Source organism: Malaciobacter pacificus, from assembly GCF_004214795.1.
Lineage (GTDB): Bacteria > Campylobacterota > Campylobacteria > Campylobacterales > Arcobacteraceae > Malaciobacter_A > Malaciobacter_A pacificus.
In genome coordinates this window covers 2,083,121-2,098,983 of the sequence record NZ_CP035928.1, presented here as the reverse complement: position 1 = coordinate 2,098,983, position 15,863 = coordinate 2,083,121, and the positions used below count along the sequence as shown (strand labels likewise).

Below are 15,863 nucleotides of genomic sequence, written 5' to 3'. Positions count from 1 at the left end.
AGTAGTTACATTCTACTACCCCATCCAGTCGATTCATTTTTCATAGACTCAATTGCATTGTCAAGTTCTTTGCTCCCTTGAACTTCAATAATCTCAAATAATGTACTATGTAATGAAACAATGATTTTATATATGATGATAATGCTGAATATGGCTACTGAAATTTCAATGAAACCATCAAAAAAATAGATTTTCATTTTGTCAATCCAACTATAGATAAAATTAGATTGTTGTAATGCATTATTTTCAAGCATACCCATAATGATCTTTTTACCAAATACATCACCAATTGTATGAATTAATGAACTTGCTGTAATTGCTAACCATACAGATAATACAAATATAGGAAGCTCTAACATAGTTGCAAATATTTTCATTGTAAATCGTGCTATTGCTTGTATGTTTTCTCTTGCGAACATTATAGGCATCATAAATAGACTTGCAAAGTGAAAACTAAATATCTTAACCATGATAATTACAAATCGTAAAAGTCCAATAATTACTATCCCAACTATAGGAGTAATTCCTAAAACAGTTTGAGCAGCTTTATATGCAAATGCTAAAGCAATTGCACTTTTTGCTGCAACACCTGCAATAACTCCAGTAGCTGCTCCAATTGCACCCGTAAACCATGAAGCAAATCCACCACCTGCAATAGTTCCTGATGTAGTTCCAATTGCTGCTGCAATTTTTACTGAATTATCTTCTACTATTTTGTAAACTGATCCTGCACCTGGTAAAAACATATAAGGGATAGAACTCATAATCATGTGAGTACCCCATGAGTCTTCTTTTACTTGATCATTTAATTTGTCTAATACTTCACTTCTTCTAGTCTCATAAAGTCCACCGATATACTCTGTTTGTAATTTTGTAACAGGTAATCCAAGAACTGCTAAATAACCCCAATCTCTATAAAGCTCATACTGGAATTTAACTAAACCTTCTAATTGAGGTATTTTATTAGCACTATTTAATCCAGTTCCCGTTAATTGATCTTGTTTACTAATTAAATCTTTTAATTTATTCGAGTTCTTTTGATGCTCATAGTAAACATTACCACACGCACTTAATGAATATTCAGGATAATAACTATCTAAAGGATTAGTTGAATTAACCTTTTGTAAAACATTGGGTGAGTATGCACTATCGCCTTTTACTTCACCATCTTTAACTGAATAGTATAAACTTGAAGTATTAGAACCTAATTTAGAATTTACGTACGCCCATTTCTCGTTAAGTGGAAATGGTTGATTAGGATCTTTTGAATATTGATGTTTTCCATCACTATTAAACAATCCTGAATAGTTATACATCTCGTTCCTACATAAATGCCATAGTTTATTGTTAGTATTAGCTAAAGATAAATACTGAGTTATTAATGCTTGATTTTGTATTATTTGATCTTTAGTAGTAACTCCAGATTTTTCAACAATTGCATCCATCTCTGAATCTATAATTACTTTAGCTGCTGCATCAGCCCAATCAGTAAATAAATAATAACCTGCTTTTTCCCACTCTTGATATTCAGTTTTCATCATGTTGTATTCTGCTACTACTGAACCATTTTGATTTGTGATTTGTTCCTTAAAACCTGTTGGAAAGAAGAAAAGAATACCTGCAATAATTCCACCAATGTATGGTGTTACTTTTTCATGGTTTTGTTTATCTTCTGCCTTAGAAGTAAAGTGAGATAAAACTTTGCTACCAAGTCCATATATTGCAAAGAATGCTATTAAGATTACAAAATAAGTCATTGAAACATCAGATAAACCCGTATACACATTGAATATAGTTTCTGCATCAGCTAACAGATACTCTTTATTGTCTATAAACTCCCTGCTGTTTACATCATAGTATTTTGATACAAAACTGTTTTTTAGTTGCAATTTATCAGAAGATTGAGTTGCTTGCACATCAATAATATCTGTATCAGTCAAAATTGCTGCTGTTAATAACTCAGGGATAGTTAAATACTGTCCTGTTTGATTTGTTGTAGTTGATGTATTAATATTATCTTTAATCTTTTTCAAGGGTGAAAATTGTAAATCAGCTGCTGCAATTTCACTCTGTTTTGCTTGTTCTGCTTTTTTTAGGTCTAACTCATAAGCTTTTTTCATATTTGGATAATGAGTTTGAAATAAACCTAAAGGGTTATATAAATCACCTTTTTTAGAGATCATACAAGTAACATTACCGTTTGCTAGATCCATACTATAAATAGTAGCTGTGTACTCATCACCAACAAAGCTACAAGTAACGTGTGTCTTAATATCATATATTGATAAAGTATCAGGAATAAATCTCTCTAGCTCATCCTCTTTATTGATGATTTTTTGGCTTATTAAAGCACTGGTATTGAAATAAGATAAATTATCGTATTTATATTTATCCATATTCCCTTTTTTATAATCTTCTTGCACCGTTGAAGTATTAATTTCTGTGAATGCATAAGAAAAATTGCTAAAAAATAAAAATAGAATAAGTGAATAAAAGTATTTCATCTTATTCTCCTGTATTAGTTTTTGTTTCCTGAGGAAACTTTTGATTTTTAGCTTTTATTTTTTTTCTTACAAAATAATCTAAAATGGTAATAGATATAAGATAAATAGCTGTAAAGTACTTAATCGTTAAATCATAATCAATCAAGAATTTAATATAAATCTCTTTACTTGGAGTCTCACCATAAACACTAAAAAATGAACTGATTAGAATATCCTCAAATAATAGATATAAAAAACACCAAATACCTAAATAAATAACTACTCTCAATAGGATATTCATATTTCTAAGTCTAAATTTTTGCAGTTTCTTTTTTTTGATAAATTCTTCTTTTTGTTTTTGCTCTTTCAGATATTTATTTATATCTAAATTATAAATTGACTCATACGAGAAAATACCAATTGTAAAAATAATAGTTAAAAACTTTACCCCTAAACCTAAAACAATTAGTAAGTTTTGAATAAAGATAGGAATATCATAAGCTCTAATATTAATTATTGCTTCAAATTTAAGTATTACAAAACATAGAGCTAATACAAGAGATATATAAAATGAATATCTGAAAATTGTATTTAATCCTTTAAGACTTCTGAACAGAAACAATGACTTATCAAATGTTGTAAGCCATGTTAAGGCTAATTTTTGTGTTAAACTCATTTTTGAACTCCTTTTAATAGCTCATATTTCTTTTTATTTTTTAAGACAAAATCTTGCCAATAATTAAGGCTCTCTATTTTTATTTGTAACTCACTTGGATCGTTTACATTTGCAATTGAAACTTTTAATCTTGCTACTGCTTCGATCCCATCTTCAAAATCTTGCATGAACTTTATATTCGTTAATTTTTGATAGTTTTCCTCGTTTATTTTGCTAAACATTGAAGTTGGATTAGAGATAATATGATTAAAACTAATCACAAAAGTAATAGCTAAAACGATAACTACTGCAATACCTATATTTATTTTTAGTTTTTGCATATTAATATTTTTAATCACGGGAAACTCCTATCTTTTGTATTTGCAAATATAGTAGAGGTAATCGCTCTACCATATTTAATTTTTTTTGAGTCGGATTTAAAGAGCTCTCTAAATATTTTTTTATGTTTGATAACGTATTTAGTAAGTCTTTTTGTCTTTTTATATTTGGTTTTTTACACTCTTCTACTTTTTTGATATTGATATTTAAAGTTTCAATCTCATCCAAAATTATTAGCTGTGCGTTTAAAAAACTTGGTTTAATTTGCATCACCATTTTCGACTCCTTTAGTTAAAAAAATAAAAAAATAAAGATGTTAAAATAACACCACCTATAAAACTCAAGAGTGTAAATAAGATTTTATTTTCTCTTTGACTTTGAGTAAGTTTTAATTTAAACTGATCTAGTTGAGATAATGAGCTAGAAACTAGACGATTAGAACCATCCAATAATCTTAAATCAACACCTTTAAGTTTAGAGTTAATTTCTTCATTTATTTTTTGAATTTGAGTATCTACATCTGTTAAAAGTTTTGATTTTAACTCTTGTAAATCTTGTTCAAATTTACCATTTATAATTGTTGATTCTAATTCTATTTTTTCCTTTAAATTTTTTACTTTTTGAGTTTGAAGCTCCAACATTTGCTCATTTTTTGACTCAAAATCTTTAAATTGATTAAAAATTTGATTTAAAATCTCAACATTGTCTTTTATATTTTTTTGTGCATTTACAATCTCATTTTTTACTAGTTCAGCATTTTTTACAGTTTTATTTAAATTTGTTTGTGCTAAATCAGCTGCAGCGATTACAATTTTAAGATTTGGTATTAATTTATTTTCAAGTCTGTTTAAAACTTGAGTATCCAGGACTCTTAACTCATTGATTAAATGCGTTATATTAGTTGTATCTGCGATTGCTATATTATTTTTATCTTTACTCATCTTGTCACCTCAAATCTTATTTTTTTAAAAAATTCTAGAAAATCATAAGAAATATCATAAAGCATCATTGCATCATTGATTGCTTGATCTCCACTATTAAGTGCTTCCAATCTGTACTCAATCCAGTTATTGACTATATACTCTGAATTAATATAAAAATCTAATGTAGATTCTCCCGTTTCAGTCGCTGCATTATCAAGCAATGAAGAAATATCATCGTATACAACTATTTCATCTTTTATATATTTATCAACTTCATCAAATCTACTTTTTAAGTCCCATTTTTGATTCCCAAAAAATGCATGAAATTCTTCATTCGCATTATTAACAACCTTGTTATATACAAGTGTAGATTGGCAATTAAACAAATTATGTATTAACTCAAGTGTAGCTTTAGTACTATCAAAAATAAATCTAGTACGATTAGTAGGTACGATAAAATGAAGATTAAATATTTCATCAAGTCTCATTTTTGCAATGTGTTCAAGTAGTGATTTTGTTTTATCATATCCACCACCAAGATCTAAAATCTCGATAATATTTGAATCTGAATAAGTTCGTTGTATTTCAACAATTGCATCTTTATAGTCAAAAACTTCAAATTTTTTATATCTAATTCTTTCACTTTTCCAGGTGATTTCTGTTTTTGTATCATCAATCTCTACGATGTTAAATTTTAAGTCATTTTTACTTTCTTCCTTTGCTAGTTTGTATTTAATAACAGTTAGAATCGCAGAAGCAATAGTTGTTTTTCCAACTCCTCCTTTAAGAGCAGTTGTAATGTATAAATCTTTTTTTTGTAACTCTTTCACTTTTATTCCTTTTATTTTTAAACTCTGAAACCAAGATTTCTTTACTAAGGCCACAAAGCAGAGTTTAAACCGTACGAAGTAGGTTTAAAAAGCTTTGGGGTAACAAGCGAGAGCGCGTTAGGCTAACCAATTACTCTTGGCTTATTAATATAAGAACGCGGCTTCTTTTTCTTTTCTTCTTGAACTTCATACATCATTTGAAAATAATCTAAATTTGATGGCTCCGTAACTATGTTATTATATGTACTGCTTTTCAGGTCGTCCTGAAATGGTACCCCGTTAGATACGGGATGCCCTTTTGGTACCTCGTCAACTTTATATATTTTTTCAAATTGATTTAAAATCTCATTTTTATAATTTTGATCGATAAATTCACTATCAAAGATCCAGATTGTTTTAAATTTACTATTTTCATCTAGAATTTGAAATCTAAATAAATAATTATGAAAAACAAGCTCTTTGCATGCTGCTTTAATTGCTTTTGTTCCATCCGTGCTTTTATCTGTTAATGTCTGTAAACATATTTCAAAATTATCACTATAACACTCTAGTATTGCTCCTAATCCTTTTGCTTTAAGTGATAAAGTAGAATTAAAGAGTAATCTTTTGTGCACCTGTGCGTAATCTTTTTCTTTTTTACGTAATTTTATTTGCATGTTTTTGTTTTTATTTTTGATTGAATAATCGATAAGCAGTTAATATATTTATATTAGATATAATGCAGCCGATTAAAAACTTTTAGTAGTATTTTAATTACTCTCTAATCAATTGGTCGCCAAACTTACTTGCTTAGGGAGTTTTCTTTTTTCTCGTTGTTCCTTCATCCATTCATTTAATTCTTGAAGTGAATAAAGAGGATCTTTAAATCCATCAATCATTAGTGGTTGTATAAGTTTTCCTGTCCTTATTAACTCATCTAACTTTGTTTCACCAATTTTGACATAATTTAATAATTCTTTTTTTTTGATAAATGTATCCAATGTAATATCATCATTTTTCATTTTTATCCTTTAATTAATTTCTTTGATATTTAATGTTTCTCAGATTTTTAAAGTTAACAGTGTATTTTAAAATAACTCCTCATAGTAGAATATATTTCTATATATATTTAATCAAATGAGTTCATATAGAATTATATTCCATTAAATTTAATTTTTGCTTAATATGGTATAATTTTCTACTAAAAAATTAAAAATCTTAAAAAGTAGAAATATATGCTTATGAAAAATGATAATATTGAACATGGATTTAAACAAGTAGCTTGTGAACTATTAGATATTAGTACTAGAAGTTATTCTAATTTTTCTAAACAAAATCGTCCAATTATTAAATTACTTGAAAAATATTTTTTAAAAGATGAATTAGAAGAATTTTTGAAAACTGGTAAAATAAAATCACAAGAAAAAAATGCTGGATATAAATTTATTTCATTTCATTATTTAAATATTTTTAGAATGTATTTAGAAGAATTTATAAAACCTGGTATTCCAATCGATTGCAATCATCCATTATTTATTTTCTTTAAATCAATAGATTTTATTTCATTAGATTCAAAACACAAGTACTTTTCAGATGAAGAGTATGTTAGTTTTATTGAAAAAATATACGCAGATTTTATTGTAGTTCAAAATATAGAACCTCTTTATATAAAAAAACTGTTAAATGTTGATGTAATGATTCTCTCACAACTTTTTAATAGTAATATATCTATTGAAGAGTTATTAAAAGATTCAAAACTAAAAGTGTATTACATATTTTACAAGACATTAGTTTCTTTTAAAGAATATAATTTATCTAACTATATTGTAGAAAATAATTTAACATTAAAAGATATAAAAATTGATGAAACTATTAATATTGAAAATCAGAATATTGATTTTTTTATAATGTCTTTTAATGAAGCTTATTTAAATATAAATGAATTTAAAAATAAATATACAGATAAAGATTTAGATAAGAATAGATTAGAAATTGTTAATATGATTATATCTAGTTTAGATAAGTTGTAAATTCTTTCAGGTACTATAAGTAGAATTATTTAACGGTAAATAATACGGTAATTTTATAAATTAACTTCTATAATATACTATTTTTAGGTGCATATAAGACTTTATTGTATTCCAAGTCGTTCCTGTTAAGGTTATGCCAAAATCATAAGTAATAGTTTTAACTATTACTTATTTAAATAAAGTTATTTCATCTAATTTATATTATAATGATTTTAGTAATATTATATGGTTTTTAGTATATAATAATACATATAAATTAAGGATTCATATATGACTTTTGTAGACTTTAAGAAATTATTATTGGATGCTGAAATTAGTTTACCAAAATTTGCTCAGTTAATAAAGGTTAGTGAAAAAAATATTCAAGCTTGTAAAAAAAAGGGTGAAGTACCTAATAGCATAGCAGTTAATGCGAAATGTTTTGCATTGTTGAATAGTATGGGTATTAATTATACTGATGAAATAAATTCTTTAGAATTAATTAAAAAAAGTAAAAAATCTGGATTTGCTTCTAAAAGTAATGAAAAAAAATCTAATGATGATAATTGAATTATTCATCATTAGGCATATCTTTTAATAAAACCATTCTCATCCAAGCTGAAGTGGTAATTTTAACACCAATTTCTTTAGATAATTTTTTAGCTTGATTTTCAATCCAATTTTTCTCAAATTTATTAAGAGCAACTGGAATAGCTGTATTTCTTATCTCTTCAAGAGGTTTTTTTGGCCTTCCACTCTTTTTTTTATCTTCTAAAACTTTTTCACTAGTTTTTATTTTTGAAGTATTTTGTTTTAATTTATCCGCATAACTCATTTTATTTCTCCAATATATTTCTTAGCTGTATCATGTCTTCAATTGCATTTCTATAAATATGTCTTTTAAATCTATTATTTCCAGCTTTATCTTCAATATATTCACAATCAAAAAGTGAATCTTCTAAAACTGACGAATCTCTTACAAAAATTATTGGAATAAAAATACTGTTGAATTGTTTATTTATCTCTTCTGTTAAATACTCTTTTAACTCAACAGCTTTATTATTGTTTTTTGTTCTATTGATTACTATTATGATATTTTTATTTACGTTTATAACATCTTTTAGTGTTGCAAGTGTTGCTTGAACGTCAACAATAGATGTAAGTGTTGGAATAACTACTTTATTGACTTTAGTTAGAATATCTTTTATTCTTTCATCCTTGAATCCCCCAAAGTCATAAACCACATTTTCATCAAAAGGTATCTCCTTATATTCATCTTTTGAAACTAAAAATCCTTTTTCTTCTGGCATTAAATTATGTGCTGATGAGTGAGAATCATTTGTAACATAAGTAAAATCTAACATTTGTGAGATTTGAACTGAAAGTGTCGTTTTCCCAACTCCACCTTTAATACTATAAACAACGTATGACATTAAAAAATCCTATATTAAAATATATATTATATAAGATTATTATAACATATATAAAATAAAATATAATATATATTTAATTATAATTTTATATATAAATATATAGAAAAAACTAATCTGGAAAAAATAAAAATCTTTTAGTATAATGACTAAAAGGAGTTATTGTGGGAAAAATAATATATCATTACTGTAATGTAGAATCATTTAGAGCAATAATCCAAAATAAAACTCTATGGTTAAGTTCAGTTTATAATCTAAATGATTATAAAGAAATTCATTGGATAAAAGAGAAAGTATTAAAAAAAATAGAGAAAAACACTACAAAAAATAGTTTTGATAAATATAGTGCTTTTGAAAAAATTTATAATCAAAAATTACCAAATGTTTATATTGCATCATTTTCACAAGGTAATGATTTGTTAAGTCAATGGAGAGCTTATGCAAATGATGGGCATGGTGTTGCAATAGGATTTAATACTGATTATTTTAAAGAAAATAGATTAATTACCACTAGTGTAGTATTATATGATGAATCAAAACAAGAAGAGTTAATTGATAATATTTTAGAACCAATTAATTTATTAGATGACAATATAGATGTGAAAAGTACAAAATTTATAAATATTTGTGAAACAGTTATAAATGATATAAATAATCTATCAGCAAAATCAAAAAATGAGTTGTTTAAAGAAGAGCAAGAAGTAAGATTAATTCATAGTCCAACAATTATAGATAATCCTATAAATAGACAGTTCGTATTTAAAGACAATATTTCACAAATGAAATTTAGAGCTGTTTGTGGGAATCTTATTCCCTATTTTGAACTAAAATTTGAAAAAATGATAACAAAAACTCCTGCTATTGTAGAAATAATAAAAGGTCCTAAAAATAGATTTATAGACCAAGAGATAAAAATATTTTTATCAATAAATGGTTTTTATGATGTTAAAATAAAAAAATCAAAATCTTCATACAGGTAAAACATGAAACTATTTATAGATGGTGATGCATTCCCAAATCTTTTAAAGCCAATTACTCTAAAAGCTATAGAAAAAAAATCTATTGAAACTTATGTAATTTCTAATAAGAAAATCAATGTTGGTAAAAGTAGTTATATCACTTATGTGATTGTAGAATTAGGTGCTGATGAAGCAGATAATAAAATAGTTGAATTAATAAATGAAAATGATTTAGCAATAACAGCTGATATACCACTTGCTAATAGAATATTAGAAAAAAATGCCCATGCAATTGATCATAGAGGAGAACTTTATACTCAAGATAATATTAAAGAGTATTTAGCATATAGAAATTTAATGCAAGAATTAAGGGATGCAGGGGAGTTAACAAAAGGCCCAAAGCCCTTTGATAAAAAAGATGCACAAAAGTTTGCAAATACATTGAACTCTTTTATTCAAAAATATGTTTAAAGACAAATTAAGTTTAAATTAAGTAAAATTGCAAACTTTTTTAGAAAACTTACTGTTTCCTAGAATGGTAGTATCGTTTCAACAGTATGTTGAAGTTAGACGAGAAGCATGAGCATTGCTTTAATTGCTCAAACCAATTTAATTAAAGGGAAAAAATGCCTACTATTAATCAGCTTGTTAGAAAAGAGCGAAAAAAGGTGATTAAAAAATCTAAATCACCAGCATTAAAAGATTGTCCACAAAGAAGAGGTGTATGTACAAGAGTATATACTACTACTCCTAAGAAACCAAACTCGGCTTTAAGAAAAGTTGCAAAAGTTAGATTAACTACTGGATTTGAAGTTATTTCATACATCGGTGGTGAGGGTCACAACTTACAAGAGCACTCTATCGTATTAGTTAGAGGGGGAAGAGTTAAGGATTTACCTGGTGTTAAGTACCACATCGTAAGAGGTGCGTTAGATACTGCTGGTGTTGCAAATAGAACTGTTGCAAGATCTAAATACGGTACTAAAAGACCTAAGAAATAAGTAGAAGGATAGAAAAATGAGAAGAAGAAAAGCTCCAGTTAGAGAAATTATGGCTGATCCTATCTACAATAGTAAAGTGATCACAAAATTTGTTAATGCAATTATGTTAGATGGTAAAAAATCTGTTGCAGAAAAAATTATGTATGGTGCAATTGCAAACTTAGATGCAAGAGGAGAAGAAGCTGGTTTCGATTTATTTGAAAAAGCTATTGAAAATGTTAAACCACTTTTAGAAGTAAAATCTAGAAGAGTTGGTGGAGCTACTTACCAAGTACCAGTTGAAGTTAGAGCTGTAAGAAGACAAACTTTAGCATTAAGATGGATAGTTGACAATGCTAGAAAAAGAAACGAAAGAACTATGGTTGAGAGATTAGCTAACGAATTATTCGAAGCTGCAAATGAAAGAGGAGCTTCTTTCAAGAAGAAAGAAGACATGCATAGAATGGCAGAAGCTAATAAAGCATTTGCTCACTATAGATGGTAATCAATCTGTAATAATATTTATATCAGATATGAAAAGGGTGTTTAACACCCTTTTTTTTTAGTGTTTTTTTGATACAATCACGAAAACTTTACAAAATTTAAAAGGAAAACTTAAGATGGCAAGAAAAACTCCTCTTAATAGAGTTAGAAATATTGGTATTGCTGCTCACATTGATGCAGGTAAGACTACAACTACTGAAAGAATTTTATTCTATACTGGTGTATCTCATAAAATTGGTGAGGTTCATGAAGGTGCTGCTACTATGGACTGGATGGAACAAGAGCAAGAAAGAGGTATTACAATTACTTCTGCTGCAACTACTTGTTTCTGGCCTCACCCAAAAACTAATGAGCAATTACAAGTAAATATCATTGACACTCCAGGTCACGTTGACTTCACAATTGAAGTTGAGAGATCTATGAGAGTTTTAGATGGTGCTGTTGCAGTATTCTGTTCAGTTGGTGGAGTTCAACCACAATCTGAAACTGTTTGGAGACAAGCTAATAAGTATAAAGTACCAAGAATGATTTTTGTTAATAAAATGGATAGAACGGGTGCTGATTTCTTCAACGTTGAAAAACAAGTTGCTGAAAGATTAGGTGCTAACCCTGTTCCTGTTCAATTACCAATTGGTGCTGAAGAAAACTTTAGAGGTATTATTGACTTAGTTAAAATGAAAGCTATTGTATGGGATGAAGATGCTGCTATGGGTTCTGCTTACCATGAAGAAGAAATTCCTGCTGAGTTATTAGACCAAGCTGAAGAATACAGAGAAAAAATGATTGAAGCTGCTGCTGAGTCATCTGAAGAATTAATGGAAAAATATTTTGAAGAGGGTGAATTATCTGAAGATGAAATTATTGCTGGACTTAAAAAACAATGTTTAGCAATGGCAATTACTCCAATGACTTGTGGTACTGCATTTAAAAATAAAGGTGTTCAAACTTTACTTGACGCTGTTGCTATGTACTTACCAGCTCCTACTGAAGTTGCTGATATTAGAGGTGAAACTCAAGATGGTGAAGCTGTTATCGTTCCTTCTTCTGATGAAGGTGAAGTAGCTGCACTTGCATTTAAAATTATGACTGACCCATTTGTTGGACAATTAACATTTACAAGAGTTTATAGAGGACAATTAGAGTCTGGAACTTATGTAATGAACTCAACTAAAATGAAAAAAGAGAGAATCGGAAGATTACTTAAAATGCATGCAAATAATAGAGAAGAAGTTTCTCAATTATACGCTGGTGAAATTGGTGCAGTTGTTGGTTTAAAATCTACAATCACTGGTGATACATTAGCTTCTGATAAAGATCCAGTAATTTTAGAAAGAATGGAATTCCCAGAACCAGTTATTTCTGTTGCAGTTGAGCCAAAAACTAAAGCTGACCAAGAAAAAATGGGTATTGCATTAGGAAAATTAGCAGAAGAAGATCCATCATTCAGAGTTAATACTGATGAAGAGTCTGGACAAACTATTATTTCAGGAATGGGTGAATTACACCTTGAAATTCTTGTAGATAGAATGAAAAGAGAATTTAAAGTAGAAGCTGAAGTTGGTGCTCCACAAGTTGCTTATAGAGAAACTATTAAAAATGCTGTTAAACAAGAGTACAAATATGCTAAACAATCTGGTGGTAAAGGTCAATACGGTCACGTTTACTTAAATATTGAGCCATTACCAGCTGGTGGCGAAGATAACTTCTTATTCCACAATGAAATTAAAGGTGGGGTTGTACCAAAAGAGTATGTTCCTGCAGTTCAAAAAGGTTGTGAAGAAGCAATGGCAGGTGGTATCTTAGCAGGTTACCCAATGGTTGATATTCAAGTTACATTATATGATGGTTCATACCACGACGTTGACTCATCTGAAATGGCGTTTAAATTAGCTGCTTCTATGGGATTCAAACAAGGTTGTAGATCTGCAGCTGCTGGTGCAGTAATCTTAGAGCCAATGATGAAAGTTGAAATTGAAACTCCTGAAGAGTACATGGGAGATGTAATCGGTGATTGTAACAAAAGAAGAGGACAAGTTCAATCTATGGATGACAGAGCTGGTGTTAAATTAGTTACTGCAATGATTCCATTATCTGAAATGTTCGGATACTCTACAGACTTAAGATCTATGTCTCAAGGTAGAGCTACATATTCTATGTTATTTGATTCATACCAAGAAGTTCCTAAAAACGTTTCTGAAGAAATTATCGCTAAGAGAAACGGTTAATTTATTAATAAATAAATTAATTTTTAAAAAGGGATATGCATTTGCATATCCCTTTTTTATTGTATTATATATGTTATTTCTATTTAATTTGCTACAATAATTTATATAATTTAATAAAAAGAGATAATTTGAAAGTAGAAAAAAATAGCCAAAAGTTAAAATCTATTAATACTGCTGGTGTCATCTTAAAGCCTTCAAGTCCTGAATTAAAAGATGAGTATTTGAATATAAAAGAATTATTTGAAAATATGGATATAAAAATACTTATTGAGATAAATTCTGCAAAGATGATAGGTTTAAATGATGGATTAACATTAGATGAACTTTGCAATAAAGTCGACTTTTTAGTATCAGTTGGTGGTGATGGTACTTTACTTTCTGTATCAAGAAAATCTTTTAAATCAAATATCCCTGTACTTGGGATAAATTTAGGTACTTTAGGTTTTTTAACTGATATTAATATGGATGAATTACCTAAGTTTTTAAATGATTTAAAATCTGACAATTATAAAATTGATGAAAGAATGATGGTAGAAGGAAGCGTAAACTTAAATAAGTTTGTGGCTTTTAATGATATTGTGATTACAAGAAAATCAATTTCATCAATGATTAAAATAAATGCAAAGATTGATGGAAAGCCTTTTAATTCTTATTTTGGAGATGGAGTTATTATTTCAACTCCAACTGGCTCAACTGCATATAATCTATCTGTTGGAGGTCCAATTGTTTATCCATTAACTGAAGCGTTTATTATAACTCCTGTTGCACCACACTCTTTAACTCAAAGACCATTAGTTATGCCTGCAGATTTTGAAATAGAATTTAAAATATCTGATAGTCAAGGTGCTGTTGTAATTGTTGATGGACAAGATATCTATGAAGTAGAACAAAATGAATCTATAAAAATTAAAATAGCGTCACAGAAAGCAAAAATGCTTCATAGATGTGAGAGAAACTTTTTTGAAGTATTAAATGAAAAATTAGCATGGGGAAATTAGTTGATTAGTAGAATTTATTTAAAAGATTGTTTATCGTTTGATGAAGTTAATTTAGAGTTTAACAAAGGTTTAAATGTTTTTACTGGACCTAGTGGTGCTGGTAAATCAATTTTGATGCAAGCTATTTTATCTCTATTCTCACTAAGTGAAGTAAAAGCAAGTCTTGGAGAGGTTGAATTAATTGATAGTCTTGTTAAAAATGAAGCTTATGATATTGATAAAGATGATGATATTGTTATAAAATCAATAAAAAAAGAGAAGGTTAGATATTTTTTAAATAATCAAACTATTTCTAAAAAAAACCTAACTGAATTTTCTACAAATCTAATTAAACATTTAAATTTAAAAGATACAAGTGATTTTGAGTCTGTTAAATTACTGAATTTTTTAGATAAGTTAACTTTAAAAAATGAGCCTAAATATGAAAAATTAAAATCTGAGTTTGATGATTCTTATAAAGAATATATTGATTCGAAAAGAGAGCTTAATAAACTTATTGAGGATGAAAACAAACTTGAAGATTTAAAAGAGTTTGCAAAATTTGAAATTGAAAAAATTGAAGCAATTAATCCTAGCGTTGATGAATATGAGGAATTAAGTGAACTAAAGAAAAGATTAAGTAAGAAAGAAAAAATTGAAGAGTCTATAAAAAAAGCTAATCCTATTTTTGAGTATGTTCAAAGCGTTTCAAATGCATTGGAAGTATTAGAAGAGGATTCTACTTTTTTTGATGATGCTATAAATGAGTTAAATAATATTTTTGAAAAGTTTAATGATTCTTTATATGAATTAGAAGATATTGACATAGAAACTGTATTAGATAGAATTGAAAAACTATCAGCCCTGCAAAAAAGATTTGGTTCAATTAGTCAAGCTTTAGAGTATAAAGAAGAAAAGAAAAAAGAGTTAGATGGATATGAAAATATATCTTTTGAGAAATCTAAATTAGAAAAAAAAGTTAAAGAATTAGAAACTATATTAGAGCCTTTGGCTCAAAAAATTAGTAAATATAGAAAAAACTCTGCATCCGTGTTAGAAAAAAAAATTAACCATTATCTAAAATTTTTGTATTTAAGCAATGCCAAAATTATAGTAAAAGAAAAAAAACTAGATGCATCAGGTATAGATGAAATTGAATTTGAATTAAATGGTGTTAACTTAGATACCATAAGTTCAGGTGAGTTTAATAGATTAAGATTATCTTTATTAACTAGTATGAGTGAATATCAAATTGTTGATAATGGTATCCTTTTTTTAGATGAAATCGATGCAAATTTAAGTGGGAAAGAGAGTGAAGCTATTGCAAAAGTACTTGAGCAATTATCCCTTTCATATCAAATTTTTGCAATATCACATCAGCCCCAATTAACTTCAACGGCACATCAACATTTTTTAGTTGATAAAAATCAAGGAAAGTCTATAGTAAGACAATTATCAAAAGATGAAAAAATAAATGAAATTGCAAGAATGATTAGTGGAGAAGAATTAACAACACAAGCTTTAGAGTTTGCAAAACAAATTTTAGAATAGTTAGTAAAATAACTTTTAA

19 protein-coding genes are annotated in these 15,863 nt (G+C 27.7%); 9 read left to right on the top strand and 10 right to left on the bottom strand.

Annotated elements, in window-relative coordinates; translation table 11 throughout:
- Window positions 1–5: 5 nt before the first annotated feature.
- The 8 genes from APAC_RS10610 to APAC_RS10575 form a co-directional block, all read right to left on the bottom strand.
- Window positions 6–2,504: an interferon alpha-inducible IFI6/IFI27 family protein gene (locus APAC_RS10610; protein WP_130234080.1), complete on the bottom strand. Its 2,499-nt coding sequence runs from the start codon at window positions 2,502–2,504 to the stop codon at window positions 6–8.
- 1 nt (window position 2,505) lies between these two features.
- Window positions 2,506–3,159, bottom strand: coding sequence for a hypothetical protein (locus tag APAC_RS10605; RefSeq protein ID WP_130234079.1), 654 nt, complete (start codon window positions 3,157–3,159; stop codon window positions 2,506–2,508).
- On the bottom strand, window positions 3,156–3,497 hold the full coding sequence (locus APAC_RS10600) for a hypothetical protein (RefSeq protein WP_130234078.1): 342 nt from the start codon (window positions 3,495–3,497) through the stop codon (window positions 3,156–3,158). The genes APAC_RS10605 and APAC_RS10600 overlap by 4 nt, the downstream gene beginning before the upstream one ends.
- A complete protein-coding gene (locus tag APAC_RS10595; protein ID WP_130234077.1) occupies window positions 3,490–3,747 on the bottom strand; it encodes a hypothetical protein in 258 nt (85 codons plus the stop codon). Before APAC_RS10595 ends, APAC_RS10600 begins: the two co-directional genes overlap by 8 nt.
- A 17-nt stretch (window positions 3,748–3,764) precedes the next feature.
- A complete protein-coding gene (locus APAC_RS10590; RefSeq protein ID WP_130234076.1) occupies window positions 3,765–4,418 on the bottom strand; it encodes a hypothetical protein in 654 nt (217 codons plus the stop codon).
- Entirely contained in the window at window positions 4,415–5,230 is an 816-nt protein-coding gene (locus APAC_RS10585; RefSeq protein WP_130234075.1) for a hypothetical protein, read from the bottom strand. The genes APAC_RS10590 and APAC_RS10585 overlap by 4 nt, the downstream gene beginning before the upstream one ends.
- Before the next feature lie 122 nt (window positions 5,231–5,352).
- Window positions 5,353–5,844 (bottom strand): hypothetical protein, encoded by a 492-nt coding sequence (locus APAC_RS10580; protein WP_130234074.1) that lies wholly within the window; start codon window positions 5,842–5,844, stop codon window positions 5,353–5,355.
- 150 nt (window positions 5,845–5,994) lie between these two features.
- The gene (locus tag APAC_RS10575; RefSeq protein ID WP_130234073.1) at window positions 5,995–6,231 is read right to left on the bottom strand and encodes a hypothetical protein; all 237 of its coding nucleotides are present in this window, start codon (window positions 6,229–6,231) and stop codon (window positions 5,995–5,997) included.
- Between the two features lie 219 nt (window positions 6,232–6,450).
- On the opposite strand from APAC_RS10575, the gene APAC_RS10570 reads away from it, so the two are divergent.
- Window positions 6,451–7,239: a helix-turn-helix domain-containing protein gene (locus tag APAC_RS10570; protein WP_130234072.1), complete on the top strand. Its 789-nt coding sequence runs from the start codon at window positions 6,451–6,453 to the stop codon at window positions 7,237–7,239.
- 270 nt (window positions 7,240–7,509) lie between these two features.
- On the top strand, window positions 7,510–7,788 hold the full coding sequence (locus tag APAC_RS10565; RefSeq protein ID WP_130234071.1) for a hypothetical protein: 279 nt from the start codon (window positions 7,510–7,512) through the stop codon (window positions 7,786–7,788).
- Window position 7,789: 1 nt separating this feature from the next.
- On the opposite strand, the gene APAC_RS10560 is transcribed toward APAC_RS10565, so the two are convergent.
- On the bottom strand, window positions 7,790–8,053 hold the full coding sequence (locus tag APAC_RS10560; protein WP_130234070.1) for a hypothetical protein: 264 nt from the start codon (window positions 8,051–8,053) through the stop codon (window positions 7,790–7,792).
- A 1-nt stretch (window position 8,054) separates the two neighbouring features.
- Entirely contained in the window at window positions 8,055–8,651 is a 597-nt protein-coding gene (locus APAC_RS10555; RefSeq protein WP_130234069.1) for a nucleotide-binding protein, read from the bottom strand.
- Window positions 8,652–8,812: 161 nt separating this feature from the next.
- Between APAC_RS10555 and APAC_RS10550 the strand changes: the two genes are divergently transcribed.
- The 7 genes from APAC_RS10550 (at window position 8,813) to APAC_RS10520 (ending at window position 15,844) form a co-directional block, all read left to right on the top strand.
- Window positions 8,813–9,628, top strand: a complete 816-nt coding sequence (locus tag APAC_RS10550; protein ID WP_170170159.1) for a DUF2971 domain-containing protein — start codon at window positions 8,813–8,815, stop codon at window positions 9,626–9,628.
- Window positions 9,629–9,631: 3 nt separating this feature from the next.
- Window positions 9,632–10,078 (top strand): YaiI/YqxD family protein, encoded by a 447-nt coding sequence (locus APAC_RS10545; RefSeq protein ID WP_130234067.1) that lies wholly within the window; start codon window positions 9,632–9,634, stop codon window positions 10,076–10,078.
- Window positions 10,079–10,233: 155 nt separating this feature from the next.
- The gene (rpsL, locus tag APAC_RS10540) at window positions 10,234–10,608 is read left to right on the top strand and encodes a 30S ribosomal protein S12 (RefSeq protein ID WP_130234066.1); all 375 of its coding nucleotides are present in this window, start codon (window positions 10,234–10,236) and stop codon (window positions 10,606–10,608) included.
- Window positions 10,609–10,624: 16 nt separating this feature from the next.
- Complete coding sequence (gene rpsG, locus APAC_RS10535; protein ID WP_130234065.1) at window positions 10,625–11,092, top strand: 30S ribosomal protein S7; 468 nt, start codon at window positions 10,625–10,627, stop codon at window positions 11,090–11,092.
- 115 nt (window positions 11,093–11,207) lie between these two features.
- Window positions 11,208–13,316 carry an elongation factor G gene (gene fusA / locus APAC_RS10530; protein ID WP_130234064.1) on the top strand — a complete coding sequence of 703 codons (2,109 nt, stop codon included), beginning with the start codon at window positions 11,208–11,210 and terminating at the stop codon, window positions 13,314–13,316.
- Window positions 13,317–13,444: 128 nt separating this feature from the next.
- Window positions 13,445–14,314 carry an NAD(+)/NADH kinase gene (locus APAC_RS10525; protein WP_130234063.1) on the top strand — a complete coding sequence of 290 codons (870 nt, stop codon included), beginning with the start codon at window positions 13,445–13,447 and terminating at the stop codon, window positions 14,312–14,314.
- Complete coding sequence (locus tag APAC_RS10520; protein ID WP_130234062.1) at window positions 14,315–15,844, top strand: AAA family ATPase; 1,530 nt, start codon at window positions 14,315–14,317, stop codon at window positions 15,842–15,844.
- The last annotated feature ends 19 nt before the right edge of the window (window positions 15,845–15,863 follow it).